At 67.9% G+C, this 15,469-nt stretch carries 16 protein-coding genes; 9 read left to right on the top strand and 7 right to left on the bottom strand.

The genetic code is table 11. The annotated features are described in order from the left end of the window. Positions 1–10: 10 nt before the first annotated feature. Positions 11–718, top strand: a complete 708-nt coding sequence (locus KBY71_RS03970; protein ID WP_254927673.1) for a 15,16-dihydrobiliverdin:ferredoxin oxidoreductase — start codon at positions 11–13, stop codon at positions 716–718. Further along, the gene (locus KBY71_RS03965; RefSeq protein ID WP_254927672.1) at positions 715–1,506 is read left to right on the top strand and encodes a phycoerythrobilin:ferredoxin oxidoreductase; all 792 of its coding nucleotides are present in this window, start codon (positions 715–717) and stop codon (positions 1,504–1,506) included. Before KBY71_RS03970 ends, KBY71_RS03965 begins: the two co-directional genes overlap by 4 nt. A 7-nt stretch (positions 1,507–1,513) precedes the next feature. On the opposite strand, the gene hemH is transcribed toward KBY71_RS03965, so the two are convergent. After that, positions 1,514–2,689, bottom strand: coding sequence for a ferrochelatase (hemH, locus tag KBY71_RS03960; RefSeq protein ID WP_254927671.1), 1,176 nt, complete (start codon positions 2,687–2,689; stop codon positions 1,514–1,516). Between the two features lie 170 nt (positions 2,690–2,859). On the opposite strand from hemH, the gene KBY71_RS03955 reads away from it, so the two are divergent. Both KBY71_RS03955 and cobO read left to right on the top strand, forming a co-directional pair. After that, positions 2,860–4,050 (top strand): site-specific integrase, encoded by a 1,191-nt coding sequence (locus KBY71_RS03955; RefSeq protein ID WP_254927721.1) that lies wholly within the window; start codon positions 2,860–2,862, stop codon positions 4,048–4,050. Further along, entirely contained in the window at positions 4,047–4,748 is a 702-nt protein-coding gene (gene cobO / locus KBY71_RS03950) for a cob(I)yrinic acid a,c-diamide adenosyltransferase (RefSeq protein ID WP_254927670.1), read from the top strand. The genes KBY71_RS03955 and cobO overlap by 4 nt, the downstream gene beginning before the upstream one ends. Before the next feature lie 7 nt (positions 4,749–4,755). Here the strand turns inward: cobO and KBY71_RS03945 are convergent, their stop codons facing one another. Further along, entirely contained in the window at positions 4,756–4,944 is a 189-nt protein-coding gene (locus KBY71_RS03945; protein ID WP_254927669.1) for a hypothetical protein, read from the bottom strand. A gap of 83 nt (positions 4,945–5,027) precedes the next feature. Between KBY71_RS03945 and pyrH the strand changes: the two genes are divergently transcribed. From pyrH to KBY71_RS03930, 3 genes are read left to right on the top strand one after another with little or no spacing between them, the layout of a single operon-like run. Beyond that, entirely contained in the window at positions 5,028–5,735 is a 708-nt protein-coding gene (gene pyrH, locus KBY71_RS03940; protein ID WP_254927668.1) for a UMP kinase, read from the top strand. A gap of 8 nt (positions 5,736–5,743) precedes the next feature. Beyond that, on the top strand, positions 5,744–6,283 hold the full coding sequence (gene frr / locus KBY71_RS03935) for a ribosome recycling factor (protein ID WP_254927667.1): 540 nt from the start codon (positions 5,744–5,746) through the stop codon (positions 6,281–6,283). Then, positions 6,280–7,446 (top strand): NAD(P)/FAD-dependent oxidoreductase, encoded by a 1,167-nt coding sequence (locus KBY71_RS03930; RefSeq protein WP_254927666.1) that lies wholly within the window; start codon positions 6,280–6,282, stop codon positions 7,444–7,446. Before frr ends, KBY71_RS03930 begins: the two co-directional genes overlap by 4 nt. Here KBY71_RS03930 and KBY71_RS03925 read toward each other — a convergent pair whose 3' ends face one another. From KBY71_RS03925 to KBY71_RS03905, 5 genes are all read right to left on the bottom strand, one after another. Continuing rightward, positions 7,447–7,824 carry a Crp/Fnr family transcriptional regulator gene (locus KBY71_RS03925; RefSeq protein WP_254927665.1) on the bottom strand — a complete coding sequence of 126 codons (378 nt, stop codon included), beginning with the start codon at positions 7,822–7,824 and terminating at the stop codon, positions 7,447–7,449. A 47-nt stretch (positions 7,825–7,871) separates the two neighbouring features. Continuing rightward, positions 7,872–9,053, bottom strand: coding sequence for a transaldolase (locus tag KBY71_RS03920; protein ID WP_254927664.1), 1,182 nt, complete (start codon positions 9,051–9,053; stop codon positions 7,872–7,874). A 145-nt stretch (positions 9,054–9,198) separates the two neighbouring features. After that, positions 9,199–11,016, bottom strand: coding sequence for a penicillin-binding protein 2 (locus KBY71_RS03915; RefSeq protein ID WP_254927663.1), 1,818 nt, complete (start codon positions 11,014–11,016; stop codon positions 9,199–9,201). Continuing rightward, positions 11,016–11,537: a hypothetical protein gene (locus tag KBY71_RS03910; protein WP_254927662.1), complete on the bottom strand. Its 522-nt coding sequence runs from the start codon at positions 11,535–11,537 to the stop codon at positions 11,016–11,018. Before KBY71_RS03910 ends, KBY71_RS03915 begins: the two co-directional genes overlap by 1 nt. Positions 11,538–11,604: 67 nt before the next feature. Beyond that, positions 11,605–13,017, bottom strand: a complete 1,413-nt coding sequence (locus tag KBY71_RS03905) for a CPBP family intramembrane glutamic endopeptidase (RefSeq protein ID WP_254927661.1) — start codon at positions 13,015–13,017, stop codon at positions 11,605–11,607. 77 nt (positions 13,018–13,094) lie between these two features. Between KBY71_RS03905 and KBY71_RS03900 the strand changes: the two genes are divergently transcribed. Then, a complete protein-coding gene (locus KBY71_RS03900) occupies positions 13,095–14,429 on the top strand; it encodes a histidine phosphatase family protein (protein WP_254927660.1) in 1,335 nt (444 codons plus the stop codon). A 4-nt stretch (positions 14,430–14,433) separates the two neighbouring features. Next, a partial coding sequence (locus tag KBY71_RS03895; RefSeq protein ID WP_254927659.1) for a dihydroorotase occupies positions 14,434–15,469 on the top strand: 1,036 nt, incomplete at its 3' end.

Raw genomic sequence — 15,469 nt, 5'->3', positions numbered from 1 at the left:
GCGCTCGACGATGTTTGATCCCTTTCTCCAGGAACTGACCAGCAGATTGGAAGCGTCGGGGGGCTATCCCCTGCCACCGCCCGATGGGCTGGCCGAATGTCGATCTCAGAAGCAACAGAGCGTGATTCGAAGCTGGCTGTGGCAGGTGCCAGGATTTCGGCGTTGGCGCGTGACCAGATTGGATGCCGGTGACAGCCTGCAAGTGCTCAATTCTGTGGCTTATCCCGATTTCTCCAATGATCAGCCTTTGCTGGGCATCGATCTTCTCTGGTTTGGTGCCCGCGGAAAACTAGTTGCCGTGCTCGATTTTCAGCCACTGATCCAAGATCAAGACTACCTGGATCGTTATTATCAAGGGCTACGCGAGCTAATCACTCACTACCCAGATCTACACGGTGCCGAGGCGATGCGCTCCTTTGATCCTCATCAGTATTTTTCACCATGGCTGCTTTTTTGCCGTGGGGGAGCTGAGCAGGCCCAGGGATCACTGCCCAGTGCTTTTACACTCTTTCTTGACTGCTACTGGCAACTCAGCGCTGCAGCCGACCATCGCACTTCACAGATCACCGCTGAGAAGGTTCAAAGCCTGCAGGAGGATTACGACGTGTATAGCGCTGAGCGCGATCCAGCCCACGGACTCTTCACCAGCCACTTTGGCAAGGCCTGGTCTGATCGTTTCCTGCACGAGTTCCTGTTCCCCGCAAGCCGTCAGCCATGACCTCTTCCCGCTCCAACAGTCTTGAACCCGTCAATTTCTCGAACTGGCGATGGCAGCCCTTCCTGGAGCATGCGGTCAAGGTGCTTCAGCAGTTCAATCCCATCGCTTACCCGATACCCCAACAATTTCTTGAGCAATCCGGAGCCACTGGGTCCAAGGCCCAACCCGTAGCAGTCCACACCGCCACCTGGGCGTGTCAAACCGAGAAATTGCGCCAGGTGAGGGCTGCCTGTGTGGAAGCTGGAGCAGCGGCTTCCGTTCTCAACCTGGTGATCAACCCCAGCTGCCGGTACGACCTGCCGTTCTTCGGCGCCGATCTGGTGACCCTGCCCTCCGGACACCTGCTGGCGTTGGATTTGCAACCGGTCGACCGAGGGGATCCACTTCACACACAGCCTGTCTGGAATCGTTTGCTGCCCATCTTTGAGCGCTGGAAACCACTCTTGCCCCATGGTGGTCCAATTCCTGCAGAAGCAGAGCCTTACTTCTCTCCAGCGTTCCTCTGGGCTCGCCTGCCACTGGGTGAATCTTCAGATGAACTCATTAAAAGCACTCTATTCGATGCTTTTGCTGAGTACCTCAATCTCTACGTCGATCTAGTGCGCGCAGCACAACCGGTAGCAGAAGAGCGCTCAAGGTTTCTGCTTGATGGCCAGCGGCGCTACACCCACTATCGTGCAGAGAAGGATCCCGCGCGCGGAATGCTCAGCCGGTTCCACGGTGCCGAGTGGACAGAAGCTTATATCCACGAGGTGTTATTTGATTTGGATCGTCACTACCCTGCATAGTCCGAGATCAAAGCAGGCCGAGCGCATGAAGCGGTCCCCGTCCGCTGATCAGCTCCAGCAGGAAAGCGGAAAAACCCACCATCGCCAAGCGACCGTTCCAGACCTCGGAGCTGTTGTTCCAGCCCCAGGCCCACTTGTCCTGGGGATAGAGCTTCACCTTGGTGGGCAACTCGGCCGCCTGATCCAGGTTGACCTCCGGGCCCTCCAGGGCGTGTTGCACGAGGTCGGCCAGGCCATGGATGAAGGCGGGTGTGGTGTCCAGAGCCGGAACCCGGCGGAAATTGATGATGCCCGCTTCGGTGGCAATTTCCCGGTATTCGATATCAATTTCTTCGAGCGTTTCGATGTGCTCGCTGACGAAACTGATCGGCACCACCACCAGATCGTTCACGCCGGCCTCGCCCAGCTCCTGCAGGGCGTCGTCGGTGTAGGGCTTGAGCCACTCCACGGGGCCCACCCGACTCTGGTAGGCCAGGGTGAAGGGGTTGGGGTGGCCAAGATCGCGCTCGAGGCGCTCCATGATCAGGCGAGCGCAGGCTTCGATCTCCTGCTGGTAGGGGTCGCCAGCCTCCTCCACATAGCTCTTGGGCACGCCATGGGCGCTGAAGAACACATGGGCCGTGGCCGGTTCGGGGCAGGCCTGGATCTCCTTGGCAATCAGGCCGGCCATGGCGCCGATGTAGCCGGGGTCGTCGTAGTAACTGCGGATGCAGCGGATCGGCAGGCGGGAGAAGCCGGTGTCGGCCTGGCGCAGACGCTGCAGCTCGCGGAAGCTCGAACCGCTGGTGCTGATCGAGAAGTGCGGGTAGAGGGGCAGCACCACCACCTCATCCACCCCGTCGGCCTTGATGTCGGCCACGGCCGATTCGGTGAACGGATGCCAGTAGCGCATGGCCACATAGCTGGTGGCCTCGATGCCCCGGGACCGCAGTTCGCTCTGCAGTTCACGGGCCTGCTGCTCGGTGATCCGGCGCAGCGGCGAGCCGCCGCCGATCGAGCGGTAGGCCTCCTGGGATTTTCCCGCCCGCAGGCTGCTGATCAGCCAGGCCAGGGGCTTCTGCAGGGCGGGATTGGGCAGCCGGATGATCTCCGGATCGGAAAACAGGTTGTAAAGGAACGGACCGACGTCCTGGATCCGCTCGGGGCCCCCGAGGTTCAGCAACAGCACGCCAACCTTGGCCATGCCTTCGTTCCGTGCGGCTCAGGGAGAGCAGGAGCGTAACGCTGCAAGCTCGCCTCTAGCGGCATCGGTCCAGGATCGATAAGGTCGGGGCCTGTGCAAAGCCCATGGCAAGCGGAGCTGGGGAGCCCGATCTGGAGGGAACGGCGGAGCCGATCAGCCCGGCCAGCACTCTGGCCATCCAGGCCCGCCTGGCCCAGGAGAACAGCCAACTGGCGGCGGCGGGGGTTTCGCTGCGGCTGGAGCTGCGCGGCCAGCGGCTGGGGCTGCGCGGCCCCCTGCCCTGCCGGCGGGGATCCGGCGGCCATCCCGTCCAACGCATCAGCCTGGGGCTGAACGCCGACGGGGCGGGGCTGGACCGGGCCAGGGAGCGGCTCAAGGAGGTGGTACGCCAGTTGCAGCAGGGGCGCTTCGACTGGTCGGAGTGGGGCCGCAGCAACCCGACCGTCCCCCGGCGGGTTGCCACCCCCTCCACGGATCCCCTGGGGTTGGAGAGCTTCCAGACCGCCTTCTTCGCCGATCCGCGTCGCCGCCGCAACCCGGCCGGCTGCCGCACCACCTGGACCGGCGCCTACCGCCCCTACCTGCGGCGGCTGGCTGCGATGGCGGAGGGCCGCGGGCAACCAATGGGACTGCCCCTGCTGGAAGCGGTGCTGGAGAGCTACCCCCCCACCAGCCGCGGGCGCCAGCAGTGCGGCATCGCCCTGGCCGCCCTGGCCCGCCACCTGGGGGAACCCCTGCCCGACGACTGGAGCGTCCGGGCCGCGGGCTATGGCCTGCACGCCGCCCAATTCCGGCGGCTGCCCGGCGATCCCCAGATCCTCGCCCTGGTGGAGCAGATCCCCAACCCGGCCTGGCGGCTGGCCTACGGCCTGATGGCCACCTACGGCCTGCGCAACCACGAGGTGTTTTTCTGCGACCTCTCCGCCCTGGCCCCCGGGGGCGACCGGGTGATCCGGGTGCTGCCCACCAGCAAGACGGGCGAACACCAGGTGTGGCCCTTCCAACCGGAATGGGTGGAGCACTTTGGCCTCGAGCAGCTGGGTGCCCTCCAGCCCCCCCTGCCGCCGGTGACCACCGACCTGCGCCGCACCACCCTGCAGCAGGTGGGCCGGCGGGTGGCCGAGCAGTTCCGTCGCTACGCGCTGCCGATCACGCCCTACGACCTGCGCCATGCCTGGGCCGTGCGCACCATTCACATCGGGCTGCCCGACACGGTGGCGGCGCGGATGATGGGCCACTCGGTGGCGATTCACACCCGCACCTACCACCACTGGATCACCCGCCGGGATCAGCAACAGGCCGTGGATGCGGCCCTCTCCCGCCGCCGCCAGAGTGGAGACCCTGCCCTAGCCGTTCCGTGAGCCTGCCCCCCGCCGATCCCGCCCCAGCCCCAGCGGCCGCCACTGGCCTGGACGCGGTGGCCGCCGAACTCGGCCCCGGTGGTGACCTGGCCCCGGAGGGGGATGCCGATGGCTACCGCCGCCGCATGGCCCGCCGCAAGGAGGTCCAGCAGCAGCGGGTGGGCGAACGCAACCTGGAAAAGGGCCTGGTGCTGGTGTTCACCGGCGACGGCAAGGGCAAGACCACCGCGGCCCTGGGGCTGGTGCTGCGCACCCTGGGCCACGGCGATGCGGTGGCGGTGGTGCAGTTCATCAAGGGGGGCTGGCAGCCCGGCGAAGCCAAGGCCCTGGAGCTGTTTGGCGACGCCCTGGCCTGGCACGCCCTCGGCGAAGGCTTCACCTGGGAAACCCAGGACCGGGAGCGGGATCGGGCCTTGGTCCAGGCCGCCTGGGAGCAATCCCGCAGCTATCTGGCGGACGCCAGCCGCAAGCTGGTGGTGCTCGACGAGGTGAACGTGGCCCTCAAGCTCGGCTATCTCGCCCTGGACCAGGTGCTCGAGGGCCTGGCCCTGCGGCCCGAGCTCACCCACGTGGCCCTCACCGGTCGGGGCGCACCGCCGGGCCTGGTGGAGCGGGCCGACCTGGTGACCGAAATGAAACTGGTGCGCCACCCCTTCCGGGAACAGGGCGTGAAGGCCCAGCGGGGCATCGAGTTCTAGGCCCCGGTCAGCCCAGGTCGTCCTGGAGCTGGGCCAGGGCACTCACCAGCACGGTGAGACCCGTCACCAGCACCGCCCGGTGCACATCGGGTTGGCGCCAGATGGCCGGATCCTGGCTGGCCCGCTCCAGGGCCGAGAGCGTCAACCGGGCCATCACACTGCTCGGCCTGGGGGTGCCGGAGGGAGGGTGGGCCATGGCACGGTCGCTTTGCAGCAGTGAAGCGGCGGGGAAGGCAGGACGCAAGGCCGTTGCTACGGTGCGGCAAATCAGTGGGGTCGATGGGTTACAAGCGCGTGCTCCTCAAGCTCAGCGGCGAAGCGCTGATGGGTGAGCAGGGCTATGGCATCGATCCGGCGATCGTGCAGTCGATTGCGGCCGACGTGGCTGCCTGCGTCGCGGCCGGCACGGAGATGGCGATCGTGGTGGGCGGCGGCAACATCTTCCGTGGCCTCAAGGGCTCGGCCGCGGGGATGGACCGGGCCACGGCCGACTACGTGGGCATGCTCGCCACCGTGATGAACGCCATCACCCTCCAGGACGGACTGGAACGGGCCGGGGTGCCCACCCGGGTGCAGAGCGCCATCTCGATGCAAGAGGTGGCCGAGCCCTACATCCGCCGCCGGGCCATCCGCCACATGGAGAAGGGGCGGGTGGTGATCTTTGCCGCCGGCACGGGCAACCCCTTCTTCACCACCGACACCACGGCCGCCCTGCGGGCGGCGGAGATCGGCGCCGACGTGGTGCTCAAGGCCACCAAGGTGGATGGGGTGTACGACAAGGACCCCAACAAAGACGCCAGCGCCGTGCGCTACGACAGCCTCTCCTTCCTGGAGGTGCTGAGTTCGGAGCTCGAGGTGATGGACGGCACGGCCATTGCCCTCTGTAAGGACAACGCCATTCCGATCGTGGTGTTTGATCTGTTCGGCGACGGCAACATCGGCCGCGCCGTGGCCGGCCAGCCAATCGGCACCCGCATTCACCCCTGACCCCAGCCATGGATTTGGACGCCAGCATGCGCAAGTCGCTCGACGCGACCCAGCGCACCTTCAACACCATCCGCACGGGCCGCGCCAACCCCTCCCTGCTCGACAAGCTGTCGGTGGAGTACTACGGCGCCGACACCCCGCTCAAGTCGCTGGCCACCCTCTCCATCCCCGACTCCCAGACCATCCAGATCCAGCCCTTCGACACCAGTTCGATGGCCTTGATCGAGAAGGCCATCGCCATGAGCGACCTGGGCCTCACGCCGAACAACGACGGCAAGGTGATCCGGATCAACATCCCACCCCTCACCGAAGATCGCCGCAAGGAGCTGTGCAAACTCGCCGCCAAGTACGCCGAAGAGGGCAAGGTGGCCCTGCGCAACGTGCGGCGCGACGCGATTGACAAGGTGAAGAAGCAGGAAAAGGACGGCGAGCTCTCGGAGGATCAGAGCCGCGATGAGCAGGACAAGGTGCAGAAGCTCACCGACAAGTACATCGCCGAACTCGAAAAGCTTCTGGCCGAGAAGGAAGCCGACATCCTCAAGGTGTGAGCCACTCCGCCAGCGGGCACCCCGATGTGATCGTCGTGGGGGCCGGCGCGGCCGGCGCCACCGCCGCCTTTCATCTGGCCCAGCAGGGACGCGGGGTGTTGCTGCTCGAACGGGGCCCCTACCCCCGGGCCAAACCCTGTGGGGGGGGGATGGCCGCCTCCATGCAGGCGCTGTTTCCCTTCGATCTGAGCCCGGCCGTCGATGCGGTGATCGAACGGGTGCGATTCACCTGGTGCCTGGGCGACCCGGTTACCGCCGAACTGCCGGGGGATGCACCGTTCTGGATCGTGCGCCGTTCCGTGCTCGATGCCTACCTGGTGGAGCAGGCCAGGGCCGCCGGTGCCGACTTTCAGGTGGGGGTGACGGTGCAGGCGCTGCGGCGCAGCGGCGATCGCTGGCACCTGCTCTGCCGGGGGCCTGGTGGCGAGGCCCAGGAGTTTGAGGCGCGGGCCGTGGTGCTCGCCGATGGCTCCGGATCCGAGCTGGCAGGCCGCCACGGCCTGGGGCCTGCCCGCCCCCGCTTTGCCGACACGGTGTCGGTGGAAGTGGACTGTGCCGTGGCGGAGCCCAGCACCGCCCGCTTTGAATTCGGCCTGGTGCGCCATGGCTTCTGCTGGGCCTTCCCCCGCCAGGGGGGCTACAGCATCGGTGTGGGCACCTTCATCGGCCGCGATCCCGCCGATGCCGACGCGGTGCTGACCCAGCTGCTGCCCAGCCTGGGCCTGCCACCGGATGCGGGCGACCGGCGCAGCGGCCAACTGCGCATCTGGGATGGCCACCATCCCCTCCATGGCCAGGGGGACAACACCGGCCTGGTGGTTGTGGGGGATGCGGCGTCCCTGTGCGATCCCTTCCTGGCGGAGGGGATCCGGCCCGCCCTGATCAGCGGCTGCCGGGCTGCCGAGGCCCTGGGGCCCTGGCTGGATGGGGATCCCGCGGCCCTGGCGGACTATTCACGCCGCATGCGGCAGGACTGGGGCGAGTCGATGGCCTGGGGCAAACGGATGGCCCAGGTGTTTTACCGGGTGCCAAGGGTGGGCTACCAACTCGGCATCAAACGCCCCACGGCACCCCAGCGGATCGCCCAGATCCTCTCGGGGGAGATGGGCTACGGCGACATCGCCCAGCGGGTGATCCGACGGCTGCTGTTCCAGCGCCGTTAGCTAAATCCTGGTGCAGTCCTTGAGCTGCCGCAGCCGCTGATCAATCGATCCCAGCAGCTCGATGGCGAACATGGGCGACTCCTGCACCGCAAAGAGGAATTTCTCGCGGTTCATCACCAGCAGCTTGCAGGGGGTCAGGGCCCGGGCGTTGCCGTAGCGGCGGTGATCGTTGGTGACCAGGGCCCCGGCACCAAAGACATCGCCCGCATTGATCTGCTCATGGCCCTGGTCTCCGTTCCAGCTCAGCTGAACGGACCCCTCCAAGAGGCCGAACATGCACTCCCCCGATTCCCCGGAGGAAAAGATGAGCGCACCGGGTTCCACCGTGACCACCTCCCCGTTGCTGGCCAGGGCGCGCATGGTGTCGAGGGCGTTCACAGGGCGACAGAGGGGAGGTCGGATGCCGCCAGTGTGCCTGAAGCCGGTTAAGGCTGGCCCATGCCTGCGCCCACCAACGCGGCGCCCAGACCACCCTTGATGTCCTCAGGAGCGAGGCGGCCATCGTTGTCCGTGTCGAGGGCATCGAACACCGCATCGCTGCCGAGCCACTCCTCACGGGTGATGCAGCCATCGCCATCGAGGTCGTTGAGCAGGAAGATCTCGTGCACGGCATGGCTGAAGGCGGCACCGCCCTCGAGCTCGGCCAGGCGATGGGCCAACTGGGCTTCCAGGGTTTCGATCGCCTTGCAGAAGCCCCGGATGCCCTCATCGAGCTTTTCGGTGGCCATGGGGTCAGACGCCAGCATCTGGCGGAAATGGGCCTCGTCGAGATGGATCTGGGCTTCCGTGGGGGCGGGATCAAAGGCGTTCAGCTTTCGCTCCAGTTCCCCTTCGGTGTGGCGCAACTGATCCAACAGGGCCGGGGAGATGGTGAGCAGGTCGCAGCCCGCCAGCTCGATGATCTCCTCGATGTTGCGGAAGCTGGCCCCCATCACCTCGGTCTTGTAGCCGTAGGTCTTGAAGTAATTGAAGATCTGGGTCACCGACACCACGCCGGGATCCTCGGGACCGGGGTAGCCGTCACGGCCGGTGCTCTTCTTGTACCAATCGAGAATGCGACCCACAAACGGGGAAATCAGGGTGACCCCCGCTTCGGCACAGGCCACCGCCTGGGCAAAACCAAACAACAGGGTGAGATTGCAGTGGATGCCTTCCCGCTCCAGCTGCTCGGCGGCCCGGATGCCTTCCCAGGTGGAAGCCACCTTGATCAGCACCCGGTCGTTGCTGATGCCGGCCTGGTTGTAGAGCCCGATCAGCTTGCGGGCCTTGGTGATGGTGGCCTCGGTGTCGTAGCTCAGCCGCGCATCCACCTCCGTGGACACCCGCCCCGGCACGATCTTGAGAATCTCCTTGCCGAAGGTGACGCAGATCTCATCGAGGGCTTCCCGCACCACGGCATCGGCACCGGCATCCACGCCCATCACCTGACGCGACTCCTGCAGGGAGCGATCGATCAGGTTTTGGTAGGTGGGAATCTGGGCCGCCGCCAGGATCAGCGACGGGTTGGTGGTGGCATCGCGGGGTGTGAACTGCTTGATCGCGTCGATGTCGCCGGTATCGGACACCACCACGGTCATGGCGGCGAGTTGATCGAGCAGGTTGGCCATGGACAGCGGGTTGGACAGCAGGTAGGTGGGGATGGCAGACGCACAACCCTGGTTGGCGTCACGCTAGCCAGCGTTTCCGGGCTCACCCAGAGGGCCATGGCGATCCTTGAGGGAACGGCAACAGGCGGGGCGCCCCAGGCCGAACTCAGGCCGGCGGCTTGGTGGGCGGTTTTTGGGCTGCCGTGGGGCGGGAGGGAGGAATGCGCTCCAGCACCAGCAGGGCATCGATGATCTGCCGGGCCACGGGTGCGGCCACCGTGGAGCCGAAGGTGTTGCCGCCCTTGGGTTCATCCACCACCACCAGCACGACGTAGCGGGGATCGTCGATGGGCAAGTGGCCCACAAAACTGGTGATCAGCGCACCTGGGATGTAGACCCCGCGCTCGGCCTTCTGGGCGGTGCCGGTCTTGCCACCGATGCGGTAGCCAGGAATCTTCATGCCCAGGCCGCTGCTGTTCTCCACCACCGACTCCATCCAGCCCATCACGGTGCGGGTGACGGTGGGATCGAGCAGCCGCAGGCCGCCACTGGCCGGGGAGCTGGCCAGGGCATCGCCGGAACGCAGCCCCCGCGTGATGTGGGGACTCACCAACCAGCCGCCATTGGCCAACATGGCGTGGAGCTGCAGCAGCTTCAGGGGGGTGAGGGAGAAGCCCTGGCCGAAGGCTGCCACGGCAGGTTCGATGGCCTGGCTGGTGAAGGCCTTGCGGGACTTGAGCTCACCGGCCACGGCGCCAGGCAGATCGGTGTCAGGGGTGCCATCGATGCCCAGGGTGTGCAGCCAGTGCCAGAAGCGATCCCGCTTCACCTGGGACATGGCCTGCACCATGCCGACGTTGCTCGACACCTGAAGCACGGTGGGGAAATCAATCAGACCGTTGGCCCGCTTGTCGTGGTTGAAGATCGGCCAGCCGCCGATGGTGAGCTGGCCGGTATCGGACACGCGGCCATCAGCCTGAATGGCCTTTTCCTGCAGGGCCAGGGCCAGGTTGATCGGCTTGAAGGTGGAGCCCGGTTCGTAGAGGTCCTGCACCGACCATTCCCGGAACAGCCCGGGATTGAACTTCCAGAATTGGTTGGGGTCGTAGGTGGGGGTGGAGGCGAGTGCCAGCATCTCGCCGTTGCGCACGTCCATCACCAGGGCTGCGCCGCGCTTGGCGTTCCACTTCTTCACCTGCTTCACCAGGGCCTGCTGGGCCACCTGCTGCAGGCGGGCATCCAGCGTGAGCTGCAGGCGCAGGTCGTCGCCATAGAGCGAGCCCGCCGTCAGGCCAGCCGGCAGGGGAGTGCCATCGGCACCCCGGCGCATCTGCAGGGCCGTTTCCTGGCGCTTGAGGTCGCTGTCGCGGCTCTGCTCCAGGCCGGCTTGGGGTACGCGCTCCAGATTGAGGAAGCCCACCACGTTGGCGAACAGCGGGCCCTGGGGATAGATCCGGTGGGGATAGGCCTCCAGATCCAGGCCGCTGATGCCGAGCTGGCGCACCCGTTCGGCCGTTTCAGGATCGAGATCGGTGCGCAGCTTCACGCCACTGCGACGGCCAGCCATGGTCTGGAGCAGCACCGGCTTGGGCAGCGCCAGCACGGCCGCCAACTTGCCGGCCACCTCATCGGCACTGCGAACCTTCTGGGGGTCATCGCCCGGGAAGTTGAAATAGCGGGGGTGGGCCCAGAGGGTGAAGCGCTGCTCGTCGAGGGCCACCAAGCGGCCATTGCGATCGACGATCGTGCGGCGCTTGCCGATCGGCTTGGTGGTCTGGGTCTGGATGGCGTGGGCCCGGTTCTGGAGGTTGGTGGCATCCACCACCTGCAGCCAGGCCAACCGACAGGCCAGCCCCACCAAGCCGGCACAGAGCAGGCCGTACACCGCCAGCAACCGCCCGGTGGGCACCGGCTGGATCGCCACCACCCGTTGCTGGCTCCCCGTCCGGCCGCGCGTCGGTCCCCGGTGACGGCTCGGCGTCATCAGTAGCCCGAGCGGATCTGGCGCAACTGGATGCTGCCCAGCAAGGGCAGGCCAGACGCCGTGGCAGCGGACCTGGGGCTGGGGAGATAGATCAGCTTTTCGCTGCTGGTGGGCACCAACCAACCCGGCCGCTTCACCGCCCCCAGGTGGTGTTGCTCCAGCAAAGCTGCCGATTCCTGCAGCTTGTGCTCCAGCACTTGGGCGGCCTCCATCTGCTGGTAGCTCACCCCCCACTGGTTCTGCCAGTGCAGGGTGAGGGCACTCAGGGCCAGCATGCACACCCCGAGCCCGGCCAGGGTTCCGTCGGTGGCGCGGTGCAGGCTGGTGATCCAGGGGGCGCGGCGCTCCAGCTTGCGGCCCGACAGGGAGCCCTGGATCAATTCCAGGGTGCGGCGCTGAGCACGCTTGCCAGCGCCCCCCGCCACGGTGGCGGCTGGGGATCGGGTCAGGCCCCAGGTGGGACGGGGCGCCACTGGAACGGGACCGTCGGGAGCCTGCCGTGGGGATGGGGAGGCAACCAAGGGGAGGGGCCGAGCACTGCGCGATTGAACCACCCCTGGTGCGGGCCAGCAAGGGTGCTTGGCCCTCTCAACCCGCCAGGAGCAACAGGTTGGCGAAGGTGAGTCCGTTCCAGAGACTGTGCATCAGCACGCTGGCGCCGAGGCGCCCGCTCTGCAGCCGCAGCCAACCGAGGCCCAGACCCAGGACGAACAAAGGCGGCAGTTCCCCCAGGCTGAGATGGGCGATGCCGAAGACCAGGGCACTGATCGTCACGGCGGCCACACCGCCCCAGCGCTGGGCCAGCACCGGCAGCAACACGCCGCGGAACAGGGTTTCCTCAAACAGGGGGGCCAGCACCACAGCCGTGACGGCAAAACACAGCAGGGCGAGGGGGTTGGCACTGGTGAGCACGAGCTCCAGCAGGGGGTTGCTCCCGCCCGGATCGCCCACCAGGCGCTCCAGCAGCCAACCCACCAGGGCCACCACGGGGAGCACCATCAGCACCTGGGCCACGGCCCGGCGCAGGGCACTGCCCAGCGGCAGCCAGTGCCACTGCAGCCAGCCTCCCGCCGGAGCCGAGCCATGGGGCCGCAGCTGGCTCCACAACAGCACCAGGGGAACGGCCATCAGGCCCAGATAGAGCCCCATGACCAGCAAGCCTTGCTGCAGGGCCGGCTGGGCAGCCAGGGGGCTCAGCACCCCCTGCAGCAGGGGGGCCAGCAGCAGGGGCATCACCAGCTCCCCGAGCACCACGAAGCCCCCGGCAATGAGCAGGGTGGCTTGCGCCAGGTTCAGGGGTGGGCCCGCCAGGGGGGAGGGGGCAGGCGCCTTGCCGCGCCAGCGCAGCCACAGCTGGCGCAGCAGCAGCGCCGTGCCGAGCACCAGCAGCAGCACGGGCGCCACGGCCGTGCCCAGCAGGCGCCCCACCGCAGCCCGCTGGGCTGGCCGATCAGCGCAGTCGTCGGGGGGGCCACCCAGGGCCTGGCAAACCAGCTGGCGGCTGAGGGGCGATGCCTCCCAACCCTCCAGCAGTCCTTCCGTCTCGACGGCGGTCCGTTGGGCGTCCTGGCCCCTGGCGGGCAGAAGCAGGGCCTCCAGCAGGGGGCGCTGGCTGGGGGGCACCTGCTGACCCAGCTCCTGCAGCCGTTGCGTGGCCTCCTCAGACTCACCCGCCTGACGCTCCAGCAGGGCCAATTGCAGCTGGAGCTGGGGTGCCGGCGGCACCGGGGAGTCGTCGAGCTGCTTGCGCAACGCCCGACGCAGGGCGTCGAGGGGCTGCTCCCCCGCCAGGCTGGAGCGGAGGCTGGCGGGCAGGGCCGGAGCGGCCAGGGCCGTCAGCTCGAGCTGGCGCAGCTCCAGGGCGTTCCCCACCGACGGGCGCTGCAGGCTGTCCACCAGGCCGTTGAGCCAGAGCAGACCGCTGAGCGCGAGGCTGAGCAGGGCCAGTCCGGTGGTCCAACCCCCGCTCTGGCGGGGTTGCGGCGGGGGACTGACGTTCAACCGCAGGCCCTCCGGGGCGCTCAGGAATGGGGATTCTGGCCCCTCCCATACGATGGGTGGCGAGCAGCCTCCAGCCCGTGCCCCTTCGGATTGTGTTGGTGCGCCATGGGCTGAGCAGCTTCAACGTGGAGCACCGGATCCAGGGTCGCGACGATCTCTCCAGCCTCACGGACACCGGCCAACAGCAGGCCCGCACCACCGGCGACGCCCTGAGGGATCTCACCTTTGCGGCGGCCTACAGCTCGCCCCTGGGGCGGGCCGCCGACACCGCTCGGCTGCTCCTTGAAGCCCAGGGCCAGGGCCTGGACGCCCAGCTCGATGAGGGGCTGCTGGAAATTGACCTGGAACCGTGGAGCGGCCTGCTGCGCCGCGAGCTGAAGGAGCAGTTCAGCGAGCAGGAGCGCCAGTGGCGCCAGGCGCCCGAACTGCTGGAGCTGCAGCGGGCCAATGGCAGCACCTACCGCCCCCTGGAGGAGCTGATGGGGCAGGCCCGGGGGTTCCGCCAACGGCTGCTGGAACGCCATGCCGCCGCCCTGGCGGACGACCAGGCTGCCCCCCAGACCGTGCTGGTGGTGGGCCACAACGCCATCCTGCGCTGCCTGCTGCTGGCCCTGCTGGATCTGCCCGTCAGCGGCTTTCGCCGGCTGCGGGTCGACAACTGCGGCATCTCGGTGCTCAACCTGAATGCCAGCGGCGTTCAGGTGGAGTCGCTGAATGGGCTGGCCCACCTGGGGGATCCCCTGCCTGCCAAAGGGGACGGGGCGCGCCTGCTGCTGGTGCGCCACGGCGAAACCGACTGGAACCGCGAAGGCCGCTTCCAGGGTCAGATCGATATTCCCCTCAATGCCACCGGCCGCTCCCAGGCCGAAGCCGCCGGCCGGTTTCTGGCCCCGGTGACCATCCACCGGGCCTACACCAGCTGCATGGCCCGGCCGCGCCAGACCGCTGAGGCGATCCTGGCGGCCCACCCCGGCGTGCCGCTCACCAGCAGCACCGGCCTGGTGGAGATCGGCCATGGGCTCTGGGAGGGACGGCTCGAACAGGAGATCGCCGAGGGTTGGCCCGAGTTGCTGGCCGACTGGAAACGGGCCCCCGAGACCGTGCAGATGCCGGAGGGGGAAACCCTTCAGCAGGTGTGGGACCGCTCCCTGGCCACCTGGCAACGCATCGCCGCTGGCCTGGACGCCGACGAAACAGCCCTGGTGGTGGCCCATGACGCCGTCAATAAAACGATCCTGTGCGGGCTGCTGGGCCTGGGCCCCGCGGACATCTGGGCGATCAAGCAGGGCAACGGCGGCGTCACCGTGATCGACTACCCCGAGGGTGCCCACGGCCGGCCGGTGGTGGCCGCCATGAACCTCACCCCCCATCTTGGGGGCGTGTTGGATCGCACCGCCGCGGGTGCCCTCTGAAGTTTTGACCCGCCCCCTCTGGCTTCACCAGGTGCAGCTGCTGGCTGGTCCAGGCCAGGCGATGGCCCCTGGCGATGCCCTGATCGACGCCGATGGCGCCCTGCTGGCCTGGGGTGAGGAGGCCACCCGGCAAGCGGCCGGCCTCGAGCTGAGCCCCACGGCCGCCCAGGACTGGCTGCTGGCGCCCGCCCTGGTGGATCCCCACAGCGTGCTGGAGCAGCCTCTGGGGGGACGGGCGGAGGATCTCGACAGCCTGGCCGCCGCGGCCGCCGCGGGGGGATACGGCACCGTGGGGCTGCTGCCCTGGGCCACGCCGTGGCGTGACAGGCCCGAGCGGTTGGGGCTCCGCTGGCCGGCCCCGATGCACCTTTCCCTCTGGGGCAGCTTCAGCCAGGAGGGGGCCGACCAGGAGCTGGCTCCCCACCGCGACCAGCTGGAGGCTGGCGCCATTGGCCTGGCCGGCTCCGACCAAACCCCACCCCTGGCCCTGCTGGAGCGCGGCCTGCTGCTGGCCGAAATGGGCTCCCAGCCTGTGCTGGTGGCGCCTCGCGACGGCAGTCTCACCGGCGGCGGCTTCGTGCGCGAAAGCGTGGAGGCCCTGCGGGCCGGCTGGCCCCCCGATCCCGTGTTGAGCGAGACCCTGCCGCTGCAGAGCCTGCTCACCCTGGCGGAGCTGCGTCCCGCCGTGAAGCTGGTGCTGATGAACCTCTCCACCGCCGCCGGCACGGCGCTGGTGCGGCAGGCCCGGCGGCGGCCCCAGGCCACCGTGGGCTGGTGGCACCTGCTGGCCGACAGCGGCAACCTCGACCCAACCGCCGAAGGCTGGCGGCTGCGGCCCTCCCTGGGGGCTCCGGAGGATCGCGAAGCCCTGATCACCGGCCTGGCCGATGGGGTGATCACCGCGGTGGCGGTGCACCACCTTCCCCTCGATGCGGAAGAGCAGCTGCTCCCCCTCGACCAGCGCCGCCCCGGCCTGGCCGGCCATGGGGCCCGCCACGGCCTGGTGCTGCCCCTGCTCGGGCAGGAGCTGGTGCAGGCTC

Source organism: Cyanobium sp. T1B-Tous (assembly GCF_024345475.1).
Taxonomy (GTDB): Bacteria; Cyanobacteriota; Cyanobacteriia; order PCC-6307; family Cyanobiaceae; genus Cyanobium_A.
Note: the sequence above shows the minus strand (reverse complement) of the source record. Positions and strands in the feature narration are given on the sequence as shown.

Bases quoted from the DNA above. Each gene is read 5' to 3' on its own strand.
- KBY71_RS03970 (WP_254927673.1), top strand. From the start codon at position 11: ATGTTTGATCCCTTTCTCCAGGAACTGACCAGCAGATTGGAAGCGTCG.
- KBY71_RS03965 (WP_254927672.1), top strand. From the start codon at position 715: ATGACCTCTTCCCGCTCCAACAGTCTTGAACCCGTCAATTTCTCGAAC.
- hemH (WP_254927671.1), bottom strand. From the start codon at position 2,689: ATGGCCAAGGTTGGCGTGCTGTTGCTGAACCTCGGGGGCCCCGAGCGG.
- KBY71_RS03945 (WP_254927669.1), bottom strand. From the start codon at position 4,944: ATGGCCCACCCTCCCTCCGGCACCCCCAGGCCGAGCAGTGTGATGGCC.
- pyrH (WP_254927668.1), top strand. From the start codon at position 5,028: ATGGGTTACAAGCGCGTGCTCCTCAAGCTCAGCGGCGAAGCGCTGATG.
- frr (WP_254927667.1), top strand. From the start codon at position 5,744: ATGGATTTGGACGCCAGCATGCGCAAGTCGCTCGACGCGACCCAGCGC.
- KBY71_RS03920 (WP_254927664.1), bottom strand. From the start codon at position 9,053: ATGGCCAACCTGCTCGATCAACTCGCCGCCATGACCGTGGTGGTGTCC.
- KBY71_RS03915 (WP_254927663.1), bottom strand. From the start codon at position 11,016: ATGACGCCGAGCCGTCACCGGGGACCGACGCGCGGCCGGACGGGGAGC.